Below are 19755 nucleotides of genomic sequence, written 5' to 3'. Positions count from 1 at the left end.
ATGGATGCGACCCAGGTCGTCGTTGTATGCGTCCAAAAATGTTAACTTTTGCATCAAGCGTGTGGCATTTTTCACAGGGGCAATCGGGGCCGTCCTGTCACCATTCCCGCCGTACCGGAAATCACCGCCGGCGAGTCAAATGAAGTCAACGTCCACCGATACCGCTCTCCTTGAAAGCGCGCTTCTTGCCATCGAAAAAGTGCTTGCGCATGCCGACAGTGAACTCCTGGACGGTCCGTATTTCGGAACGGCGATCGACCTGCCGCTCGATGCGGTCGACGTTGCTGCCCAGGACGAACTGCAGCGCTTTCGCGCCAGCCCGGCACAGTCGGCGGTCAACATCTGCCTGAGCGCCGCCGCAGCGCTGGTCGATGTGAGCAAGACGTTGATGAGAGCGCCGGGCGAGCGGTCGCCGGAAGACCTGGAGCGTGAGTTTCAGGCGCTGATCACCCACACCAAGATCGCGAGCCGTTCCGCGCACCGTGCAGCGCTGATCCTGGCGGAGCAGGAAGACGCGCTGTCGGCGCGCGGACTCGATGCCGCGACGGCGAGCGGAGCACGGACGCTTTCGCTCGCGTACTGAGCAGCCGGCCCGCGGGCGGCGAGCCCGCTCAAACGCGCTCGAACACCAGGTCCCAGACGCCGTGGCCCAGCTTCAGGCCGCGGTTCTCGAACTTCGTCAGCGGGCGGTAGGACGGCTTGGGTGCGTAGTCTTGCGCGGTGTTGCGCAGCAGCGGTTCCTGCGAAAGGACTTCGAGCATCTGCTCGGCGTAGGGCTGCCAGTCGGTCGCGCAATGCAGATAGCCGCCCGGCGCGAGCCGGTCCGCAAGCTTGCGCACGAGCGGCCCCTGGATCAGCCGCCGCTTGTTGTGCCGCTTCTTGTGCCACGGGTCGGGGAAGAACACATGCACGCCTGCGAGCGTCGCGGGCGGCAGCATGTGGTCGAGCACGTCGACGGCGTCGTGCGCACAGATGCGGATGTTCTGCAGGTTCTGCTCGCCGATGCGCTTGAGCAGCGCGCCCACGCCGGGCTCGTGGACCTCGCAGCAGAGGAAGTTCTTCTCGGGCAGCAGCGCCGCGATGTGCGCGGTGGCTTCGCCCATGCCAAAGCCGATCTCCAGGATCGTCGGCGCCTTTCGGCCGAATGCGGATTCGAAGTCGAGCGGCGCGGGGTTGTAGGGCAGCAGGAATCGGGGGCCGAATTGCTCATAGGCGCGCGCCTGGCCGTCGGTGGTGCGGCCGGCGCGCCGCACGAAGCTCTTGAGGCGCCGGTGGAGCGGATGCGCCTCGCCGGTGGGCTTCTCGCCCGGGGTGTCTTCCGGCGGGGTGTCGGGGATGTCGTTGATGGGGCTGGTCACGGGCGCGAATTGTAGAGATCGCGCCATTGCAAAACCCACTGCGCGAGCGCTTCCGCGGCTGAGTCGCCGGATGCGACGCGAAGCCCGAGTCGCTGCGCGGCAGTGTCGAGCGCGGCGAGCGCCTCGGCGGGCGTGCCCGTCTGCAGGGCGGTCGCGCCGTTCTGCTTGGAGAGCTTCTCGCCGTCCGGCCCGAGCACCAGCGGTGTGTGGAGGTAGCGGGGCGTCGGCAGGTCGAGCGCACGCTGCAGCAGGATCTGCCGCGCGGTGTTGTCCGCGAGGTCCTCGCCACGCACGACATCGGTCACGCCTTGCTCGGCATCGTCGACCACCACGGCGAGCTGGTAGGCCCACGGGCCGTCCGCGCGCTTGAGCACGAAATCGCCGACTTCGCGCGCCACGTCCTGCTGCTGGTCGCCCAGGCGCCGGTCGTGCCAGTGCACCATGGGCTCCGCCGATGCTTCCTGGAATTTCGTCGCGGCAAATCGCCATGCGCGCGCGGCCTTGCCATGCAGGCCATCGCGGCAGGTGCCGGGATAGATCCGCTCGCCGTGCCGCGCGTGCGCGACGCCGAGTCGCGCCAGCGCTTCGTCGATGTCCTTGCGTGAGCAGGCGCAGGGGTAGGCGAGTCCGGCGCCCTTGAGCTTCTCGAGTGCCAGTTCATAGCGATGCGCGCGCTGCGTCTGCCACACCGGCGGTTCGTCCGGCACCAGCGCGCAGGCGGCGAGCTGCGAAAGAATCAGCTCGCCCATGCCCGGCAGGCAGCGCTCGGTGTCGGCGTCTTCGATCCGCACCAGCCAACGCGCGTCCCGGCCTTGCGCCCGAACGTCGAGCCAGCTCGCCAGCGCCGCCACAAGCGACCCGGCGTGAAGCGGCCCTGTCGGCGAGGGAGCGAAGCGGCCGGTCCGCGTCATGCCTTTCCGCGAAGGCGTCAGATGACCTTGAGCGCCAATGTGAGGCCCGAGAGAAAGGCGTCCTCGACCCGGTGCCCGAGGCACCAGTCGCCCGCCACGCCGATGCGGGCTTCGGCGTCCCACAGATGCTCTTCGCCGACCGGCACCTGCGTCTGCGCCTCGGGCCAGCAGCGGGCCTGCGAATGTGACGGCTCGGCACGGATGCCGGTGATTTCGGCGAAGGCGCGAAGCAGCTTGGCCTCGACGCGCGGGCGGCCGTCGCGCAGATGTTCCTGGGACCAGGCCGGGCTGGCCTGCACTGTCCAGCGTTCGATGCGGTCGCGGCCGGGCTTGGACGATTCGCGCGCCAGCCAGGCGATCCGGTGGTGCGTGCTGCGCGCTACGTTCCATTGCGGGCCGAGGTGCGACATCGTGGGCTGATTGGCCTGCGGGAAGGCGATCATCAGGGTCCAGCACGGCGCGATGCGTACCGGATCGACCTTCTTGCTGATCTTTCGCGAGAGTCGGCCGCCATCGAGAAGCTCGCGCGCGCGGGCCGGCGGCACCGCGAGAAGCACCGCGTCGAAGCCCGAATAGACGTGCTGCGAATCATCGTCGCCGGTCGTCCGGAGCTGCCAGCGTGTTGCATCGAGGGCATCAGGCTCGATGCGTGTCACGTTGGTCCGGGTGACGAGGGCATCGCCCAGCGGCGCGGCCCATTGCGCGACGAGCGCATCCATGCCCGGCTGGGCCACCCAGTGCTGTTCGAGGCCGGGGAGGGCGGCTTCGGCGACCCGGCCGTGCGCGTCGAGCACACGCACGAGGTTCGCGCTCCAGGGCTTGCAGATGCCCGGCGCGGTTTCGATCGCTGCCGTGAAGCGCGGGTCGCGTACGGTGAAGTACTGCGCGCCGGTGTCGAAGCGGCCGAACGGCGTCGAGACGCTAGCCATGCGCCCGCCCGGTGCAGCCTCGCGCTCGAACACGGTGACGCGATGCCCCGCCTGGATCAGCGTGCGGGCGCAAGCCACGCCCGCGATGCCCGCCCCAACCACCGCATAGTGGCGAGACGGGGTGGATCGGTGGCGGTCGGCGGGGGGGCGAAGAATCATGTCGGTCGTCTCGCTGGTTGATTGTCGAATGGCTGAAAGCGACTCTAACCGTTGCTGCTCGGTTCAGGACCGAAACAATGCTCGGGACCCAGCAGGGGGTACCCGCGGAACCGGCTTTGCCGGGCCGCCGGATGCGCCCCCTTGAGGGGGGAGGCGGCTACACGAAGTGAGCAAGCAACGGGGGTGGGTCTATCTGCCGCGGTGACGTTCGAGCAACGCGCGGCGGCTGCCCTCGTGCTCGAATTGTTCGAGCCACCACTGCAGCGCGCGCCCCGGATTGCCGGCGGTGCGCACGCGCCAGGCGCAGTGCATGGTGGCCAGCGGCTGCACGCGCACCGTTTTCCTCTCGACCAGGTGGCCGGCCTCGATGTAGGGCCGGGCCATCGGCTCGGGGAGGAAGCCGCCGCCCAGCCCGTGCAGTTGCGCGGCCAGCTTGGCCTGCATGGTCGGCACCGTCAGCACGTCCTGCCCGCCGACGAGGTTGACCGTCATGCTCGGGCCGGCGCGCGAGGAGTCCGCCGCTGCGACCGCCCGGTACTGCTTGAGCACGTCGTCGCTCAGCGGCTCGTCAATGCGCGCCAGGGGATGGTGTGGCGCCACGGCGTAGACGAATGCCAGTTCGCCAATCGGCCGGCTGCGGATGCCCGTTGCGGTGAAGGCGAGGCTGGCTGCGTCGAGCACCGCGCCGATGGCGAGATCGGCTTCGCCGCTCGTCAGCGCCTCGATGGTGCCCAGCAGCGTCTCGTCGCGCAGCTTGAGGCGTGTCGGTGGTTCGAGCGCGTAGAAGGCGTTGACCAGGTCGAGCAGCGGGTCGCGGGCGATGACGCTGTCGACCGCGATGGTGAGCATCGGCTCCCAGCCAGTGGCGACGCGCTTGACCCGGTTGGCCACCGAATCGATCTCGCTGAGCAGCCGGGACGCCTCGCGCAGCAGCTCGACGCCGGCTTCGGTCACGCGCGCCTGACGGCCGCTGCGGTCGAACAGCAGCACATCCAGCGCGTCCTCGATCAGCCGGACCCGGTAGCTCAAGGCGCTCGGCACGAGGTTGAGCGTGCGAGCCGCCGCAGCGAAGCTGCCGGTGCTCGCCACGGTCTGCAGCATGGCCAGTGCGTCGGGCGTCAGGACATCGCGAGGGGTCGGCAAGATGGCTGATCGTTCAAAAAAATTGAATGATGCCATCAAACGGCATTGCTTTTGGCGGTAGGCCCGGACCCTAAAGTTCTGCACATCCGCCGCGCACAGGGCGCGGCATACCGAAGAGGCCCTCGATGGAAGGGCAGGAGTTCAACGATGTTGCAAGTCCGTAAATCCCAGGAACGAGGCTATGCCGATCACGGCTGGCTGCGCTCGTTTCACAGTTTTTCCTTCGCCGGCTACTACGACCCCGAGCACATGGGTTTCGGCAACCTGCGCGTGATCAATGAAGACCGCGTCGCGGCCGGCGCCGGCTTCGGCACGCACGGTCACCGGGACATGGAGATCATCAGCTACGTGCTGTCCGGCGAATTGGCGCACAAGGACAGCATGGGCAACGTGGAATCCATTCCCCCCGGCGATGTGCAGCGCATGAGCGCCGGGCGTGGCGTGATGCACAGCGAGTTCAACCACAAGGCCGACCAGACCACGCACTTTCTGCAAATCTGGATCGAACCGAACGTGCGCGGCATCGAGCCGGGCTACGAGCAGAAGAGCTTTTCGGAAGACGAGAAGCGCGGCAAGCTGCGCCTGGTCGCGTCGCCCGACGGCGCGGAAGGCTCGGTGCTGATACATGCCGACGCGAAGCTCTTCGCGGGCCTGTTGGACGGCGACGAAAAGGCCGATCTGACGCTCGATCCGAAGCGCAAGAGCTACGTGCACCTGGTGCGCGGCGAGCTCGAGGCCAACGGTACGAAGCTCACCACCGGAGATGCCGCCTTGATCCAGGGCGAATCGAAACTCACGCTCGACGGCGGCAAGAACGCCGAAGTGCTGGTGTTCGACCTCGCGGCCTGACATCGAACTCATTCACGTTTTTTTCAACCCAGGAGTCCATCCAATGACCACCACCACCGCATCCAACTACGCCGCTCCGGCCGCAACCACCGGCGCGGCGCAAGACGCGCTGGCCCTCATCGGCCGCATCCTGATCGCGGCGCTCTTCATTCCGGCCGGCTTCGGCAAGATCATGGGCTTCGCCGGCACCGTGGGCTACATCGCCTCCGCGGGCCTTCCGCTGCCGCAGCTTGGCGCGGTGATCGCGATCGTCGTCGAGCTCGGCCTTGGCATCCTGCTGCTGGTCGGGTTCAAGACGCGCCTGTCGGCGATCGTCATTGCGGTGTTCACCGTGGCGGCTGCGCTGTTCTTCCACAACTACTGGGGCATGCCCGCCGAGAAGGCGTATGTGAACCAGCTGATGTTCTTCAAGAACCTCGCGATCGCCGGTGGTCTCCTGGCTATCGCCGCTTTCGGTCCCGGTCGCATCAGCATCGACAAGAAGTAAGGCTCACCCCCAGCCTCGCCCACTTCGTGTGGCTCTGACACCCCCTTGCAGGGGGGGCAACACCGCGGACCGGCAAAAGCCGGTCCGCGGTGTTTCTGGCATAAGCTCTGCCGCTTCACAAGCAAGGAAGGGCGATGGCCGAGATCGTTGTTGTTTTTCATTCGGGCTACGGGCACACGCAGCGCGTGGCGCAGGCCGTGGCCGATGGCGCGGGCGCGCACCTGCTGGCGATCGATGCCGACGGCAACCTTCCCGCCGGTGGCTGGGAGCTTCTCGCGGGCGCCGATGCCATCATCCTCGGCGCGCCGACCTACATGGGCGGCCCGAGCTGGCAGTTCAAGAAGTTTGCCGACGCCTCGTCGAAGGTCTGGTACACGCAGGGCTGGAAGAACAAGTTCTTCGCCGGCTTCAGCAACAGCAGCGCAATGAACGGCGACAAGGATGCCACGCTGACCTACCTGTGGCACTTTGCGATGCAGCACGGTGGGCTCTGGATCAGCCTCGGCATCATGCCGAGCAACGACAAGGCCGCGAAGCGCGATTCGATCAACTACGTCGGCGGCTACAACGGCCTGCTGACGACGTCGCCCACGGACGCCAGTCCCGCTGAGATGGCCAAGGGCGATTTTGAAACCGCAATCGCTTTCGGCGAGCGCGTCGCCGCAGTGGTCACATAGACTCTCCCCCATGCTTGCCCACTTCGTGTGGCCGCAAACCCCCTCGCCGGGGGCAACCCCGGCGGCCCGGCAGAGCCGGTTCCGCGGGGTTTCTGGTCTGAGGACAGCGGACAACTGCAACGCAACTCTCTAGGACACCACGATGACCGCGACGCTCCAGCTTCAGCCGCATGACAAGGACCTGGGAGGCGGCTTCAACGTCCGCCGCCTGCTGCCGGCCGCCAAGCGCCGTTCGGTCGGGCCTTTCGTGTTCTTCGATCATTTCGGGCCGGCGACCGAGCAGCCCGGCAACCAGCATGACGTGCGACCGCACCCGCACATCGGCCTCGCGACGGTGACCTATCTGTTCGAGGGCGCGATGATGCATCGCGACAGCCTCGGCAGCGTGCAGGAGATCCGCCCCGGCGCGATCAACTGGATGACCGCCGGCCGCGGCATCGTGCATTCGGAGCGCAAGCCTGAGCGCCTGCTCCAGGCGACGTATGTGAATCACGGCCTCCAGCTCTGGTGCGCTCTCCCGCAGGCGCATGAGGAGGCCGAGCCCAGCTTCACGCACACGGCGGCGGAAGATATTCCGGCGCTCGACGTGCAGGGCGTGCCGGTGCGGGTGCTGGTCGGCGAGGCCTTTGGCGTGCGTTCCCCGGTGAAGACGTTTTCGAAGACGATCTACCTCGACCTCGCGTTGCCGGCCGGCGCGCGCTTCGAGTTGCCGGCGCTGGCGGAGGAACTGGCGATCTACCCGGTCGATGGCGACCTGATGCTCGACGGCGAAACCGTCGCCCAGCACACGATGGCGACGCTGCCCGATGGACAGGGCGGCGTGTTGACCACGCAGGGCGCGGTCCGCGCGGTGGTCATCGGCGGCGAGCCGCTCGACGGCCCGCGCTTCATCACCTGGAACTTCGTGTCGAGCCGGCGCGAACGCATCTTTGAAGCCGGCGCCGACTGGACCGCGCAGCGCATCGGCCATGTGCCGGGCGAGACGGAATTCATCCCGCTGCCCGACCATCCAGCCTTCCGCCCGGCGAGCCAGGCGAAATGAAGATCAGCGCTTGATTCCGATGTCCGGGTCTTCCGAGGCCCGGGCGCTCACGCCGTTGGCGCGTGCCTTGAGGTCCGGCGAGAGCGATTCGCGGCCGTCGAAGACGAAGCACTCGCCGCTGTAGTGCGCGCCGCCGACTTCCTCGAAGTACTTGAGGATGCCGCCGTCGAGCTGCAACACGTTGTCCAGACCGAGTTCGTGCATCAGGATCGCGGCCTTCTCGCAGCGGATGCCGCCAGTGCAGAAACTGACCACCGTCTTGCCGGCGAGCTCGTCGCGGTGCTTCTGCACGGCCTTGGGAAACTCGGTGAACTTGTGGATCCGCCAGTCGATCGCGCCTTCGAACGTGCCGTAGTCGACCTCGAACGCATTGCGCGTATCGAGCATCGCCACCGGCTTGCCGGCATCGTCATGGCCCTGGTCGAGCCAGCGCTTGAGCGTGGCGGCGTCCACGCCGGGCGCCCGGCCGGCGGCCGGCTGGATGGCGGGATGGTCCATGCGGATGATTTCGCGCTTGATCTTCACCAGCATGCGGCGGAAGGGCTGCGACGCGGACCAGCTCTCCTTGGCTTCGAGGTCCGCAAAGCGCGGATCTGCGCGCAGCGAGGCCAGGAAGGCGCGCACCGAGTCGGGCGTGCCCGCCACGAACAGATTGATACCTTCCTGCGCAACCAGGATGGTGCCCTTGAGTCCGAGCGCGTGGGTCTGGGCGCGAAGCGTGTCGCGCAGTTCGGCGGCATCGTCGATCGGGACGAACTTGTAGGCCGCAATGTTCAAAGTCTCTTGCACGGGGCGGGATTTTAGGCGGCCCGGCCCGATGCAATAGGGACAGCGAGATCACATCGTGGAGGTCGCGCTTTCTACAATCGACGGATGTTTGTTCACCTGCGCCTGCACACCGAGTTTTCCGTCGTCGACGGCACCAATCGCATCGATGACGTTGTCAAGGCGGCCGCCGCCGATCAACAGCCCGCGCTGGCGATCACCGACCTGAACAACCTGTTCGGCGGCGTCAAGTTCTACAAGGAAGCGCGAGGCAAGGGCGTCAAGCCCGTCCTGGGTGCCGAAGTGGTGGTCGAGGGCCTGGGATCGGACCCTGCAGCGCTCGCGCGCATCGTGCTGCTGGTGCAGAACAAGGAGGGGTACCTCAACCTCTGCGAACTCCTCGCGCGCGCCTGGACGCAGAACGTCGGGCGCGGACAGGCGCAGGCAGCGTGCAAGCTGGCGTGGCTCAAGGAATTGCAGGGCGGGCTGCTCGCGCTGTCCGGCGCGCAGGCCGGGCCGCTGGGCGGGCCGCTGCTCCAGGGACAGCACGAGCGCGCCGCCGAAGTCGCGCTGCAACTGGCGGGCATCTTTCCGCACCGCTTCTACATCGAGCTGCAGCGTGCCGGCCGGCCGGACGACGAGCCGCACGTGATCGCTGCCGTGCAACTCGCCGCGCGCCTGCGGCTGCCGGTGGTCGCGACGCATCCGGTGCAGTTCGCGACCGCTGACGACTACGAGGCACACGAGGCGCGCGTGTGCATTTCCGAAGGCGAAATCCTCGGCAATCCGCGCCGCATCCGCAAGTTCACCAAGGAGCAGTACTTCAAGTCCTCGGCCGAGATGGAGGCGCTCTTCGCCGACGTGCCGAGCGCGATCGCCAACACCCTGGAGATCGCCAAGCGCTGCAATCTGACGCTGGTGCTCGGCAAGCCGCAACTGCCGAACTTCCCGACGCCCAATGGCATGCCGATCGAGGAGTACTTCCGGCACGCTTCCTTCGAAGGACTCGAAGCCCGCCTCGCGCATCTCTTTCCCGATGCGGCAAAGCGCGACGCCGAGCGGCCGCGCTACGTCGAGCGGCTGGAATTCGAGATCAACACCATCCTGAAGATGGGGTTCCCCGGCTACTTCCTGATCGTGGGCGACTTCATCAACTGGGCCAAGAACAACGGCTGTCCGGTGGGGCCGGGCCGGGGGTCCGGCGCGGGCTCGCTGGTGGCGTATGCGCTGAAGATCACCGACCTCGATCCGCTCGAATACAAGCTGCTCTTCGAGCGTTTCCTGAACCCGGAGCGCGTGTCGATGCCTGACTTCGACATCGACTTCTGCCAGGGCAACCGCGACCGCGTGATCGACTACGTGAAAGACAAGTACGGCCGCGATGCGGTGAGCCAGATCGCCACCTTCGGCACCATGGCGGCGCGCGCCGCCATTCGCGACGTGGGCCGCGTGATGGACATGAGCTACACCTTCTGCGACGGCATCAGCAAGCTCATCCCGAACAAGCCGGGCATGTCGGTCACGCTGCAATATCCGCCGAGCCCGAAGGTCGAAGGCGACAAGAACAATTACGCCATCGAGATGGAACCGCAGCTTGCGGCCCGCATCGAGAAGGAAGAAGAGGTCCGCACCGTCGTCGAGATGGCGCAGAAGCTCGAAGGCATGACCCGCAACATCGGCATGCACGCCGGTGGCGTGCTGATCGCGCCGGGCAAGCTCACCGATTTCTGCCCGCTCTACCAGCAGCCCGGCAGCGACTCGGCGGTGAGCCAGTACGACAAGGACGACGTCGAAGCCGTCGGCCTCGTGAAGTTCGACTTTCTGGGGCTCGCGACGCTCACGATCCTGGAGATCGCGAAGGAGTTCATCGTCCAGCGGCACAAGGGGCAGGAGAACTTCGCCTTCGAGAACATCCCGCTCGACGATGCGCCGACCTACCGGCTCTTCGCCGACGGCAAGACGGAAGCCGTGTTCCAGTTCGAATCGCGCGGCATGCAGGGCATGTTGAAGGACGCGCGGCCGACGCGGCTCGAGGACCTGATCGCGCTGAACGCGCTGTACCGCCCGGGCCCGATGGACCTGATCCCGAGCTTCGTCGCGCGCAAGCACGGGCGCGAGACGGTCGAGTATCCGCATCCGCTGGTGGCCGACATGCTCTCCGAGACCTACGGGATCATGGTCTACCAGGAACAGGTGATGCAGACCGCGCAGATCCTCGGCGGCTACTCGCTCGGCGGCGCCGACCTCTTGCGCCGCGCGATGGGCAAGAAGAAGGCCGAGGAAATGGCCGAGCATCGCCAGATCTTCCGCAAGGGAGCGGCGCAGAACGGCATCGAGGAAGCGAAGGCCGACGAGATCTTCGACCTGATGGAGAAGTTCGCGGGCTACGGCTTCAACAAGTCGCACGCGGCCGCCTACTCGCTGCTGGCGTATCACACCGGCTGGCTGAAGGTCCACTACACGGCGGAGTTCTTCTGCGCCAACATGACCGTGGAAATGGACAACACCGACAAGCTCAAGGTGTTGTTCGAGGACGCGCAGAAGAACTTCGGCCTGACCTTCGAGCCGCCGGACGTGAACCGCGGCAACTACCGCTTCGAGCCGGTCAACGACAAGGTCATCCGCTACGGCTTGGGCGCGGTGAAAGGCACCGGGCAGCTTGCCGTCGAGGCGGTGGTCCGGGCGCGCCAAGAGGGCGGTCCCTTCAAGAGCCTGTTCGACTTCTGCGTGCGCGTGGACCGCCAGCGCATCAACAAGCGCACCGTCGAGGCGCTGATCAAGGCTGGCGCCTTCGATTCGCTGCAGCAGAACCGGGCGTCGCTGATCGCATCGCTCGACCGTGCCTTCGAGTTCGCGGTGGCGACCGAGGCCAATGCGGCGCAGGTCGACATCTTCGGCGACAGCGAGCATGGCTCCGCAGCGCAGGAGCCCGACCTGATCGATGCGACGCCATGGGGCGTGAAGGAACGGCTGACGTACGAGAAGACGGCCGTCGGCTTCTACCTGTCGGGCCATCTTTTCGACGAAGTCGAGCACGAGGTGCGCCGCTTCTGCAAGCGCGCGATCGACGACCTGATCGACAGCCGCGAGCAACAGGTGATCGCGGGCATCGTGAGCGACTTCCGCGTCATCAACGGCCAGCGCGGGCGCCTGTGCATCTTCAAGCTGGACGACAAGTCGGGCTCGATCGAGGCAACCGCCGACGAAGCGCTGTTCAACGCCAACCGCAATGTGCTCAAGGACGATGAGCTGGTGATCGTGAGCGGCCGCCTGCAGCCGGCGCGCGGCGGTTTCGAGGCGCGCTTCCAGGTGATGAACGCGTGGGATCTGGCCGCGGCGCGCTGCCGCTTCGGAAAGTACCTGCGTGTGTCGGTCAACGGCAAGGCGCCCGACATCGCGCGGCTCGTGAAGGAGTTTCCGCCGCGCACCGAGCAGAGCGAGCATGGCGAACTGCTGCAGGGGCTGGGCGTGCGCCTTTCGATGGCCCGGAACGGCGCGCAAGTCGAGCTTCAGCTCGGAGAGCGCGCCAAGTTCTTCCCGACCGATGCCGCGCTGGCGAGCTGGATGGCGCAGGCCGATGCCGGCAAGGCGGCCGTCGTCTACGAGTAACGGGCTTTCCCAATGCTCGGCGCGCTGGACCGCCAGCTGTTCCTGCTGCTGAATGCGCACGCCGATGCACCCAGGTGGTGGATCGCCACGGCGGCTTTCTTCGCGGCGCACGCGCACTGGCTGCTGCTGGCGCTGCTGGTGGGCTATGCGCTGCGGCGAGGCAAGCCGTCCCTGACGCCGCTGCTGGCGGCAGTCCTTGCGCTTGGACTGGGCGCGCTGGCCTGCGAGCTCGTCGGTGACGTCTGGAACCGGCCGCGGCCCTTCGTGCTCGGGCTGGGCTTCCTGCATCTTCCGCATGGTCCGAGCCCCTCGTTTCCGAGCAGCCATGCGACGGCGTACAGCGCCGTGGCTTTCTCGTACCTGCTCATGGCGGGCCATCGGACCTTCGGTGGCGTCCTGCTGGTACTCGCTGGCCTCGTGGCCGTAGCCCGCGTGGTCGTCGGGGTGCACTACCCCATGGATGTGTTCTTCGGGGTACTGCTCGGCGGCCTCGCGGCGATGGCGGCGCACTGGGTGGTGGCGAGGGCTGGACGGCGGTATGCGACGCGCGGCATGATCGTGCCCCCGCAAGCATCCGGGAAGGAGGAGCGATGACCATGCATTCCAGACTGCGTTCGGTTTCCCTCGTGGCGGCGCTGGCCGCCTGTGCGACGCTTTCGCAAGCCGCCGGATTCGTCCTGACCAGCCCCAACATCAAGCCCGGCAGCACGCTGACGGATGCGCAGGTGTTCAACGGCTTCGGCTGCACCGGCAAGAACGTCTCTCCGGCCTTGAAATGGAGTGGGGCGCCCAAGGACACCAAGAGCTTTGCGGTGACTGCCTACGACCCCGATGCGCCCACGGGCTCCGGTTGGTGGCACTGGGTGGTCTACAACATTCCTGCCACTGTCAGCGAGATCCCCGAAGGTGCCGGCACCGCCGAGGGCAAGAGCATGCCGGCGGGGAGCGTGCAGGGGCGCACGGACTTCGGCGCGCCGGGATTCGGCGGCGCCTGCCCGCCGGCAGGGGACAAGCCGCACCGGTACATCTTCACGGTGTATGCGCTGAAGACCGACAAGCTGGACATCCCGGCGGATGCGACCGCCGCGCTGGTCGGCTTCATGATCAACGCCAACAAGCTCGGCTCGGCGAGCTTCACCGCGAAGTACGGGCGCGCCAAATAGTCGGTGCGGCGACCGGCGGAGGTCAACGTTTAGGCTGCAGTGCGACCGTCAAAGAGGGGAACACCCGCCCGTCAATATCCCTCGGCAGCGTCTCGGTGCGTCGCAGTCCTCGCTCGGCAGCTTCGTCCCACGCGGGAACCCCGCTGGACTTGCGGAGCTTGACGCCGACGATGGTGCCGTCGGGCGCCAGGCTCACGTCGAACTCTGCCGTGGGATTGCCGCTCACCGTATCCGCATCCGGATAGACGATGTTGGGGCGGACCTTCGCGGCGATTCGCGCGCCGTAGCCGCCGGATGGGCCCGAAGCACGCGCAGCCGTGCCCGTTGAGTTCTCGCCGCCGGTACCGGCCATCGCCTGCATGCGCTTGAGCGTTGCCGCGCGATCGGCGGCCGCCTGCGCGGCCTGCTTGGCGTCGGCTTCCTTCTTCTTCGCGGCCTCGGCCTGTTGCTTGGCTTCGGCTTCCTGCTTGCGTTTCTGTTCGGCGAGCTTCTTCTGCTCGTCCTTCTTGCGCTCAGCTTCTTCCTCTTCGCGCTTGCGCGCCTCGGCTTCCTTCTTTTCCTGCGCGGCCTTCTTCTGGGCTTCGAGCTTCTTCTGCTGTTCGACTCGCTGCTGCTCCAGTTCGCGTTCCTTCTGTTCCTTCTGCTTCTTCTCGCGTTCGAGCGCGATGTCAGGCGCCTTCGGCGTCGGCGTCGGCTCGGGCGGCTTCACGGCCTGCGGTGGCGGGGGCGGAGGAGGGGGCGGCGGTGGTGCCGGGGTCGGGACCGGCGGGGGAGGGGTCGGCGTCGGCGTCGGCGGCGCGACGGCGCGAGGCGCGGCCTGCTGCACGGTCGACGACCAAAGCTCCGCCTCGATGGCGTCGTTCTCGGCCTCGCGACGCCAGTTGACGCCCCAGGTCAGCAGGGCGATCAGCAGCGCGTGCGCGAACAGCGCCAGCAGCACGGCGCGCAGCGTGCCGCGCTGCGGCGGCGGTGCGAATTCGGGGCGTTCCGCAGCGAGCAACATGCCTTACTTCGCGCCAGTGGTCTGCACCGAGAGGCCGACCCGCTCGATCCCGCTGCGCTTGAGCTGGTTCATGGCCTTGACCACGGTCTCGTACTTGACGGACTTGTCCGCGCTGATGACGACCGGACGCTCTTCGTCGCCACCTTGTGCGGTCTTGGCGGCCGAACCGATCTGCGTCATCGGAATCGAGCTGCCGCCGCTGCCGGTGGACGGGTCTTTCTTGATCTGAACCTCGTCATCGCTCTTGATGACGATCTCGATGGGCTTGTCGGGCTGCTTGTTGGCCTTGTCGACGCTCGGCAGGTTGATCACGCTCGGCGTGATCAACGGCGCCGTGACCATGAAGATGATCAGCAGCACCAGCATCACGTCGATGAACGGGACCATGTTGATCTCGTTGATCGTTCGGCGGCCGCGGCCGCGGGAGGACATGGCTGGCATGGTGTCGTGCTCCGCTTCAGCGGCCCGTTGCCGTCGCGACGCTCGCCGGACTCTGGTGGGCCGTCAGGTTGCGCTGGAGGATGTTCGAGAACTCCTCGATGAAGGTCTCGAGCGCGATCGCGATCTTGTCGATCTCGCGGGCAAAGCGGTTGTAGGCGACCACGGCCGGGATTGCGGCGAAGAGGCCGATCGCGGTGGCCACGAGCGCTTCGGCGATGCCCGGCGCGACGGTGGAGAGCGTCACCTGCGCCAGCGCGGCGAGACCGGTGAAGGCATGCATGATCCCCCACACCGTGCCGAAAAGACCGACATACGGCGACACCGATCCGACGGTGGCGAGGAACGAGAGGTTCTGTTCGACCGCGTCGAGCTCGCGCTGGAAGCTCGCCCGCATCGCGCGGCGCGAGCCGTCGAGCAAGGTCCCCGGGTCGGACACGTGGCGTTCGCGCAGTTTTTGATATTCGCGCATGCCGGACGCGAAGATGCGTTCCATGGGACCGGCGAACTTCGCGTTCTGCGCGGCAGAGGAGAAGAGTTCGTTGAGACTGGTGCCCGACCAGAAGTCGCGCTCGAAATCTTCGTTGAGCGCCCGCGTGCGCTTGAGAGAGAAGTACTTGCGGAAGATGGCTGCCCAGCTCCCGACGGAAACGACGATGAGCAATGCCACCACCAGTTGCACCGGAAGGCTGGCGTGCAGCAGCAGGGAAATGATCGAGAGGTCTTGATTCATGGCTTGAAAGGTTGAGACATGGAGCCGGCGTGGCGCTCGAGGGTTCCCGAAACCTGACGCGGGATTCGTGCCGGCCGCAGCGTGTCGGCCTGGACCCAGCCGATGCGGATCGTGCCTTCGCACAGGAGCACTGCATTGTCCGCGGTGCCCGCATCGGCGCACTGCTCTGATTTTGATAGCACGCGCTGGGCAATTATCAACGACGCGGAACCGATCTGACGGAGCTCGGCTGTAACCAGCAGTTCGTCATCGAGCCGGGCCGGCCGATGGTATTTGAGCTGCGTTTCGCTCACGACGAAGATGCCGCCGGTCTCCTCGCGCAGGCGTTGCTGCGCGATGCCCATCGAGCGCAGCCACTCGGTGCGGGCGCGTTCCATGAACTTCAGGTAGTTGGCATAGAACACGATGCCGCCGGCATCGGTGTCTTCCCAGTAGACGCGAATCGGCAGAGCGAAGCTCATGCAGCGACGGTCGCGTTCGCCCACACGCGCAGGCGATCGATGGATTCTTCGAGGTGCGCCATCGAGCTGGCGGTCGAGAAACGCACGAAGCGGGAGGTCTCGGCCGAGCCAAAATCGCGCCCCGGCGTGACCGCGACGTGCGCCTGCTTCATCGCTTCGAAGGCGAAGTCCCAGCTTCCGGAAATGCCGAGACGTTCAGCGAAGTTCGAGCAGTCGGCCCAGGCGTAGAAAGCGCCGTCGGGCATGACCGGCACGTCGAGACCGAGCGCGTCGAGCTGCGGAATGAACCAGTCGCGGCGCGCCTTGAACTCCGCGCGGCGACGTTCGTACTCGGCGATGCTCTCGGGCTCGAAGCACGCCAGCGCGGCGTGTTGCGACACCGTGCTTGCGCAGATGAAGAGGTTCTGCGCCAGTCGCTCGACTGCCGGCACTAGCGCTTCGGGCACGACGAGCCAGCCGAGGCGCCAGCCGGTCATGTTGAAGTACTTGCTGAAGCTGTTGATGCTGATGACTTGGTCGTCGATCGCGAGCGCGGTCTGGCCGAAGGCGCTGTCGTAGGAGAGACCGAGATAGATCTCGTCGATCAGCGTGATGCCGCCGCGCTGCGACACGACTTCGTGGATGCGGCGAAGCTCGTCGGGCGGGATCGAGGTCCCGGTCGGGTTCGACGGCGACGCGAGCAGAACGCCACGTGTACGGTCATTCCATGCGGCCTCGACTTTGGCGGCGCTGAGCTGGAATCGCTCGGCGGCGGTTGTCGGCACCAGCACTGCGCGGCCGTCCGCCGCGGTGACGAAATGGCGATTGCACGGGTAGCTCGGGTCAGGCAACAGGATCTCGTCGCCGGCTTCGATGAGGGCGAGGCAGGCGAGCTGCAGCGCTGCCGAAGCGCCGGCCGTGATGACGATGCGACGGGCCGGCACGTCCACGCCGAAGCGCTCCGCATACCAGCCGCTGATGCGCTCGCGCAGGCGGTCGAGCCCGGTCGCATGGGTGTATTGCGTGGCGCCGGCGCGGACCGCGCGCAGCGCCGCTTCCTGCACCAGCGGCGGCGCGGTGAAGTCGGGCTCGCCGATGTTCAGGAAGAGCATCGGCCGATCGGTGTGTGCGACTTCGCGCGCGAGTGCCGAAGCGGCCTTGGCGACCTCCATCACATAGAACGGCTCGATGCGCTCCGCGCGCTTCGAAATCCTCATGAACGAGCCTTTCCGGCCGCGCGGTCGGCTTCGACTTCGGCAGCGCGCAGCTGGGGCGCGAGGCCGTTGAGCACCGCGTTCACGTACTTGTGGCCGTCGGTGCCGCCGAACTCCTTGGCGAGCTCGATGCATTCGTTGAGCACCACGCGCCACGGCACGTCCAGGCAGTTCTGGAATTCGTAGACGCCGATCCACATCACGGCGTGCTCGATGGGAGAGATTTCTTCGAGCTTCCGATCGAGAAGCGGGACGATCAGCGCATCGAGGCTCTCGGCGGATTCGATGGCGCCGTGCAGCAGCGCGTCGTAGTGCGCCGCATCGGCCTTGTGGAAGCCGGCGAGGTCGCGTGTGAACTCGTCGATGGCGGTGGCGTCGTTGCGGCCCACCAGGTACTGGTAGAGCGCCTGCAGGGCGAACTCTCGCGCGCGGCTGCGGGTCGACTTGGCTGATGCCTTGCGCGCGCCGGTGCTGGTGAGGCCGGTGCGCGTCTGGCGCGGCTTGCCGCCGGTGGCTTTGGTGTCGTCGGTCATTGGAGGCTCGCCAGCAGTCGCGCCATCTCGACCGCCACGCGCGCCGCATCGCGGCCCTTTTCGGTCTGGCGCGCGACGGCCTGTTCGAGGTTCTCGGTCGTGAGGATCGCGTTCGCGACCGGAATGCGGTAGTCGAGCGCCACGCGGCTCACGCAGGCGCCGGACTCGTTCGCCACCAGCTCGAAGTGGTACGTCTCGCCGCGGATGATGCAACCCAGCGCGACCAGCGCGTGATAGCGGTTGCGCTCGGCCAGGCCTTGGAGTGCCACCGGCACTTCGAGCGCGCCCGGCACGCTCACATGGTCGATGTCCGCATCGGCCACGCCGAGCGACGCGAGTTCGTCGCGGCAGGCCTTGGCCAGTGCATCGGTGATGTCCTCGTTGAAGCGCGCCTGCACGATGCCGATGCGCAATCCCTTGCCGTCGAGTTCGACGTCGCTGCCCTTGTTCGCGTGTTGCATCAGTCGGCCTGCCCTGCGTTGGCGTTGTTCATTGTTCGTCTTTCGTGATGTAGCCGGCGATTTCGAGTCCGAAACCGGCGGCCATGCTGGGCATGCGGCGGGGCGTGCCCATGAGGTTCATGCGATGCACGCCGCACTCGCGCAGGATCTGCGCGCCGATGCCGTAGCTGCGCAGGTCCATGCGTCCGCGCTCGGGCGCCTGCGCGGGGCGGGCGGTGCCGTCGAATTGCGAGAGCAGCTCTGCGCCGGTTTCGCCGCAGTTCAGCAGCACGGCGACGCCTTTGCCTTGCGCAGCGAGATGGGCGAGGCTGGCGTCGAGGCTCCACGAGTGCATGGCGCGATCGCGTTCGAGCGCGTCCAGCACCGAAAGCGGCTCGTGCACCCGTACATCGACCGTGTCGCCTTCAGACCACTGGCCGCGCACCAGCGCCAGGTGCACGCCGTTGCTCGGCTTGTCCTTGAAGGCGTGCGCAGTGAAGGGGCCCCACGCCGTCTGGATCTCGCGGCAGCCGACTTTCTCGACCAGCGATTCGGTGCGGCTGCGGTGCTCGATCAGCGCCGCGATGGTGCCGATCTTGAGGCCGTGCTCGGCGGCGAAGATTTGCAGGTCCGGCAGCCGTGCCATCGTGCCGTCCTCGTTCATCACCTCGCAGATCACCGCGGAGGGCGAGCAGCCCGCCATCGCCGCGAAGTCGCAACCGGCCTCGGTATGGCCGGCGCGCATCAGCACGCCGCCGTCCACGGCCTGCAACGGGAAGATGTGGCCCGGCTGGACCAGATCGGACGCCACGGCATTGGGCGCAACCGCGGCCTGCACCGTGCGGGAGCGATCGGCGGCCGAGATGCCGGTCGTGACGCCTTCAGCGGCCTCGATCGACACCGTGAACGCCGTCGAATGCTTGGCGCCGTTGCGCGCGACCATCGGCGGCAGGTTCAGGCGCTCGCACATTTCGCGCGAGAGAGTGAGGCAGATCAGGCCCCGGGCGTGGCGCGCCATGAAGTTGATGGCCTCGGGCGTCACATGGTCGGCGGCGAGCACGATGTCGCCTTCGTTCTCGCGGTCTTCTTCGTCGACCAGGATCACCATGCGGCCGGCGCGCAACTCGGCGACGATTTCCTCGACCGATGAAATGGGCGCTGGCGCGCGGTTGCTGCGGGGCGCGCCGATCGGCGTGACGGCTGCGTTCATGGGGCTTTGTCTTTCTGTGGGGTTTGAATGGCGCCGGCCTGGAGCATGCGCTCCACGTAGCGCGCCACGGTGTCGATCTCGAGGTTCACGCGGCTGCCGTCCTTGAGGCTGCCGAGCGCGGTGTTCTCGACGGTGTGGGGGATGAGGTTGATGCTGATCTCGCTGCCGTCCGGCTGGTCGGTCACGCTGTTGACGGTGAGGCTCACGCCATTGACCGTGATCGAGCCCTTGTAGGCGAGGAAGCGGGCGAGGGCGGGCGGGGCGAGCACGCGCAGTTCCCAGCTTTCGCCGACCGGCGCGAAGCGGGTGATGGTGCCGATGCCGTCCACATGCCCCGACACGATATGACCGCCCAGGCGGTCATGCGCGCGCAGTGCCTTTTCGAGATTGATCTGCGCGGCTTCTTCCGAAAGGCCGGCGGTCTTGTCGAGCGACTCCGCGGAAATGTCGATGGTGAATTGCTTGCCGGGCAGGTCGAGCGAGGTGACCGTCATGCACGCGCCATTGAGCGCGATGCTGTCGCCGAGCCCCACGTCGTCGAGATAGCCGTCGGGCGCCGCGATGCTGAGCCGCTTGCCGTGGGATGAAGAGCTGCCGAGGTCGTGGACGGCGGCGATGCGCCCCACGCCGGTAATGATTCCGGTGAACATCC

At 66.9% G+C, this 19755-nt stretch carries 22 protein-coding genes; 8 read left to right on the top strand and 14 right to left on the bottom strand.

Translation table 11 applies throughout. The annotated features are described in order from the left end of the window. Nucleotides 1-61 precede the first annotated feature (61 nt). The gene (locus BLW05_RS03250; RefSeq protein ID WP_143044761.1) at nucleotides 62-583 is read left to right on the top strand and encodes a hypothetical protein; all 522 of its coding nucleotides are present in this window, start codon (nucleotides 62-64) and stop codon (nucleotides 581-583) included. Nucleotides 584-611: 28 nt separating this feature from the next. Here the strand turns inward: BLW05_RS03250 and trmB are convergent, their stop codons facing one another. The 4 genes from trmB to BLW05_RS03230 all read right to left on the bottom strand — a co-directional run bounded on the left by trmB (nucleotide 612) and on the right by BLW05_RS03230 (nucleotide 4500). Then, the gene (gene trmB / locus BLW05_RS03245) at nucleotides 612-1385 is read right to left on the bottom strand and encodes a tRNA (guanosine(46)-N7)-methyltransferase TrmB (RefSeq protein ID WP_093159567.1); all 774 of its coding nucleotides are present in this window, start codon (nucleotides 1383-1385) and stop codon (nucleotides 612-614) included. Then, nucleotides 1355-2269: a tRNA glutamyl-Q(34) synthetase GluQRS gene (gluQRS, locus tag BLW05_RS03240; RefSeq protein ID WP_093159564.1), complete on the bottom strand. Its 915-nt coding sequence runs from the start codon at nucleotides 2267-2269 to the stop codon at nucleotides 1355-1357. Before gluQRS ends, trmB begins: the two co-directional genes overlap by 31 nt. Nucleotides 2270-2286: 17 nt before the next feature. Then, on the bottom strand, nucleotides 2287-3357 hold the full coding sequence (locus BLW05_RS03235; protein WP_093159562.1) for an NAD(P)/FAD-dependent oxidoreductase: 1071 nt from the start codon (nucleotides 3355-3357) through the stop codon (nucleotides 2287-2289). Nucleotides 3358-3546: 189 nt separating this feature from the next. Continuing rightward, on the bottom strand, nucleotides 3547-4500 hold the full coding sequence (locus BLW05_RS03230; RefSeq protein WP_093159559.1) for a LysR family transcriptional regulator: 954 nt from the start codon (nucleotides 4498-4500) through the stop codon (nucleotides 3547-3549). Between the two features lie 147 nt (nucleotides 4501-4647). Between BLW05_RS03230 and BLW05_RS03225 the strand changes: the two genes are divergently transcribed. The 4 genes from BLW05_RS03225 to BLW05_RS03210 all read left to right on the top strand — a co-directional run bounded on the left by BLW05_RS03225 (nucleotide 4648) and on the right by BLW05_RS03210 (nucleotide 7555). Continuing rightward, entirely contained in the window at nucleotides 4648-5349 is a 702-nt protein-coding gene (locus BLW05_RS03225; RefSeq protein WP_093159557.1) for a pirin family protein, read from the top strand. A gap of 43 nt (nucleotides 5350-5392) precedes the next feature. After that, nucleotides 5393-5836 (top strand): DoxX family protein, encoded by a 444-nt coding sequence (locus tag BLW05_RS03220; RefSeq protein WP_093159554.1) that lies wholly within the window; start codon nucleotides 5393-5395, stop codon nucleotides 5834-5836. Between the two features lie 134 nt (nucleotides 5837-5970). Next, on the top strand, nucleotides 5971-6513 hold the full coding sequence (locus BLW05_RS03215) for a flavodoxin family protein (protein ID WP_093159552.1): 543 nt from the start codon (nucleotides 5971-5973) through the stop codon (nucleotides 6511-6513). 142 nt (nucleotides 6514-6655) lie between these two features. Continuing rightward, a complete protein-coding gene (locus BLW05_RS03210) occupies nucleotides 6656-7555 on the top strand; it encodes a pirin family protein (protein WP_093159549.1) in 900 nt (299 codons plus the stop codon). A gap of 3 nt (nucleotides 7556-7558) precedes the next feature. On the opposite strand, the gene BLW05_RS03205 is transcribed toward BLW05_RS03210, so the two are convergent. Further along, on the bottom strand, nucleotides 7559-8344 hold the full coding sequence (locus BLW05_RS03205) for a sulfurtransferase (RefSeq protein ID WP_093159547.1): 786 nt from the start codon (nucleotides 8342-8344) through the stop codon (nucleotides 7559-7561). Nucleotides 8345-8428: 84 nt separating this feature from the next. Here BLW05_RS03205 and dnaE point away from each other — a divergent pair, with 84 nt between their 5' ends. The 3 genes from dnaE to BLW05_RS03190 are packed head-to-tail and all read left to right on the top strand — an operon-like array spanning nucleotide 8429 to nucleotide 13092. Next, a complete protein-coding gene (dnaE, locus tag BLW05_RS03200) occupies nucleotides 8429-11929 on the top strand; it encodes a DNA polymerase III subunit alpha (protein WP_093159545.1) in 3501 nt (1166 codons plus the stop codon). Nucleotides 11930-11941: 12 nt separating this feature from the next. Further along, a complete protein-coding gene (locus BLW05_RS03195) occupies nucleotides 11942-12523 on the top strand; it encodes a phosphatase PAP2 family protein (RefSeq protein WP_093159543.1) in 582 nt (193 codons plus the stop codon). A gap of 2 nt (nucleotides 12524-12525) precedes the next feature. After that, nucleotides 12526-13092: a YbhB/YbcL family Raf kinase inhibitor-like protein gene (locus BLW05_RS03190; protein ID WP_093160440.1), complete on the top strand. Its 567-nt coding sequence runs from the start codon at nucleotides 12526-12528 to the stop codon at nucleotides 13090-13092. Nucleotides 13093-13114: 22 nt separating this feature from the next. Here the strand turns inward: BLW05_RS03190 and tolA are convergent, their stop codons facing one another. The 9 genes from tolA to BLW05_RS03145 are packed head-to-tail and all read right to left on the bottom strand — an operon-like array spanning nucleotide 13115 to nucleotide 19753. Further along, on the bottom strand, nucleotides 13115-14095 hold the full coding sequence (gene tolA / locus BLW05_RS03185) for a cell envelope integrity protein TolA (protein ID WP_093159540.1): 981 nt from the start codon (nucleotides 14093-14095) through the stop codon (nucleotides 13115-13117). A gap of 3 nt (nucleotides 14096-14098) precedes the next feature. Next, nucleotides 14099-14536 carry an ExbD/TolR family protein gene (locus BLW05_RS03180; RefSeq protein WP_093159537.1) on the bottom strand — a complete coding sequence of 146 codons (438 nt, stop codon included), beginning with the start codon at nucleotides 14534-14536 and terminating at the stop codon, nucleotides 14099-14101. Between the two features lie 16 nt (nucleotides 14537-14552). Continuing rightward, nucleotides 14553-15266, bottom strand: a complete 714-nt coding sequence (tolQ, locus tag BLW05_RS03175) for a protein TolQ (RefSeq protein WP_093159535.1) — start codon at nucleotides 15264-15266, stop codon at nucleotides 14553-14555. Beyond that, complete coding sequence (ybgC, locus tag BLW05_RS03170) at nucleotides 15263-15727, bottom strand: tol-pal system-associated acyl-CoA thioesterase (protein ID WP_093160437.1); 465 nt, start codon at nucleotides 15725-15727, stop codon at nucleotides 15263-15265. The genes tolQ and ybgC overlap by 4 nt, the downstream gene beginning before the upstream one ends. After that, a complete protein-coding gene (locus BLW05_RS03165) occupies nucleotides 15724-16923 on the bottom strand; it encodes a pyridoxal phosphate-dependent aminotransferase (RefSeq protein ID WP_093159532.1) in 1200 nt (399 codons plus the stop codon). The genes ybgC and BLW05_RS03165 overlap by 4 nt, the downstream gene beginning before the upstream one ends. After that, nucleotides 16920-17453, bottom strand: coding sequence for a transcription antitermination factor NusB (gene nusB / locus BLW05_RS03160; RefSeq protein WP_093159529.1), 534 nt, complete (start codon nucleotides 17451-17453; stop codon nucleotides 16920-16922). Before nusB ends, BLW05_RS03165 begins: the two co-directional genes overlap by 4 nt. Next, nucleotides 17450-17914 (bottom strand): 6,7-dimethyl-8-ribityllumazine synthase, encoded by a 465-nt coding sequence (gene ribH, locus BLW05_RS03155; protein ID WP_093159526.1) that lies wholly within the window; start codon nucleotides 17912-17914, stop codon nucleotides 17450-17452. The genes nusB and ribH overlap by 4 nt, the downstream gene beginning before the upstream one ends. A gap of 28 nt (nucleotides 17915-17942) precedes the next feature. Then, the gene (gene ribBA / locus BLW05_RS03150; protein WP_093159524.1) at nucleotides 17943-19103 is read right to left on the bottom strand and encodes a bifunctional 3,4-dihydroxy-2-butanone-4-phosphate synthase/GTP cyclohydrolase II; all 1161 of its coding nucleotides are present in this window, start codon (nucleotides 19101-19103) and stop codon (nucleotides 17943-17945) included. Then, complete coding sequence (locus BLW05_RS03145; protein WP_093159521.1) at nucleotides 19100-19753, bottom strand: riboflavin synthase; 654 nt, start codon at nucleotides 19751-19753, stop codon at nucleotides 19100-19102. Before BLW05_RS03145 ends, ribBA begins: the two co-directional genes overlap by 4 nt. Nucleotides 19754-19755: the final 2 nt, after the last annotated feature.

This window comes from Variovorax sp. YR216, assembly GCF_900107745.1.
Lineage (GTDB): Bacteria > Pseudomonadota > Gammaproteobacteria > Burkholderiales > Burkholderiaceae_C > Variovorax.
The sequence above is the reverse complement of the archived record's forward strand: the minus strand, read 5'-3'. Positions and strand labels throughout refer to the sequence as shown.

Excerpts from the sequence above, each read along its gene's own strand:
- BLW05_RS03190 (WP_093160440.1), top strand. The coding sequence starts at position 12,526 with ATGCATTCCAGACTGCGTTCGGTTTCCCTCGTGGCGGCGCTGGCCGCC.
- BLW05_RS03215 (WP_093159552.1), top strand. The coding sequence starts at position 5,971 with ATGGCCGAGATCGTTGTTGTTTTTCATTCGGGCTACGGGCACACGCAG.
- trmB (WP_093159567.1), bottom strand. The coding sequence starts at position 1,385 with ATGGCGCGATCTCTACAATTCGCGCCCGTGACCAGCCCCATCAACGAC.
- BLW05_RS03210 (WP_093159549.1), top strand. The coding sequence starts at position 6,656 with ATGACCGCGACGCTCCAGCTTCAGCCGCATGACAAGGACCTGGGAGGC.
- tolQ (WP_093159535.1), bottom strand. The coding sequence starts at position 15,266 with ATGAATCAAGACCTCTCGATCATTTCCCTGCTGCTGCACGCCAGCCTT.
- BLW05_RS03195 (WP_093159543.1), top strand. The coding sequence starts at position 11,942 with ATGCTCGGCGCGCTGGACCGCCAGCTGTTCCTGCTGCTGAATGCGCAC.
- dnaE (WP_093159545.1), top strand. The coding sequence starts at position 8,429 with ATGTTTGTTCACCTGCGCCTGCACACCGAGTTTTCCGTCGTCGACGGC.
- nusB (WP_093159529.1), bottom strand. The coding sequence starts at position 17,453 with ATGACCGACGACACCAAAGCCACCGGCGGCAAGCCGCGCCAGACGCGC.
- BLW05_RS03220 (WP_093159554.1), top strand. The coding sequence starts at position 5,393 with ATGACCACCACCACCGCATCCAACTACGCCGCTCCGGCCGCAACCACC.
- BLW05_RS03145 (WP_093159521.1), bottom strand. The coding sequence starts at position 19,753 with ATGTTCACCGGAATCATTACCGGCGTGGGGCGCATCGCCGCCGTCCAC.
- BLW05_RS03225 (WP_093159557.1), top strand. The coding sequence starts at position 4,648 with ATGTTGCAAGTCCGTAAATCCCAGGAACGAGGCTATGCCGATCACGGC.
- BLW05_RS03180 (WP_093159537.1), bottom strand. The coding sequence starts at position 14,536 with ATGCCAGCCATGTCCTCCCGCGGCCGCGGCCGCCGAACGATCAACGAG.
- tolA (WP_093159540.1), bottom strand. The coding sequence starts at position 14,095 with ATGTTGCTCGCTGCGGAACGCCCCGAATTCGCACCGCCGCCGCAGCGC.
- ribH (WP_093159526.1), bottom strand. The coding sequence starts at position 17,914 with ATGCAACACGCGAACAAGGGCAGCGACGTCGAACTCGACGGCAAGGGA.
- gluQRS (WP_093159564.1), bottom strand. The coding sequence starts at position 2,269 with ATGACGCGGACCGGCCGCTTCGCTCCCTCGCCGACAGGGCCGCTTCAC.
- BLW05_RS03165 (WP_093159532.1), bottom strand. The coding sequence starts at position 16,923 with ATGAGGATTTCGAAGCGCGCGGAGCGCATCGAGCCGTTCTATGTGATG.
- ybgC (WP_093160437.1), bottom strand. The coding sequence starts at position 15,727 with ATGAGCTTCGCTCTGCCGATTCGCGTCTACTGGGAAGACACCGATGCC.
- BLW05_RS03235 (WP_093159562.1), bottom strand. The coding sequence starts at position 3,357 with ATGATTCTTCGCCCCCCCGCCGACCGCCACCGATCCACCCCGTCTCGC.
- ribBA (WP_093159524.1), bottom strand. The coding sequence starts at position 19,103 with ATGAACGCAGCCGTCACGCCGATCGGCGCGCCCCGCAGCAACCGCGCG.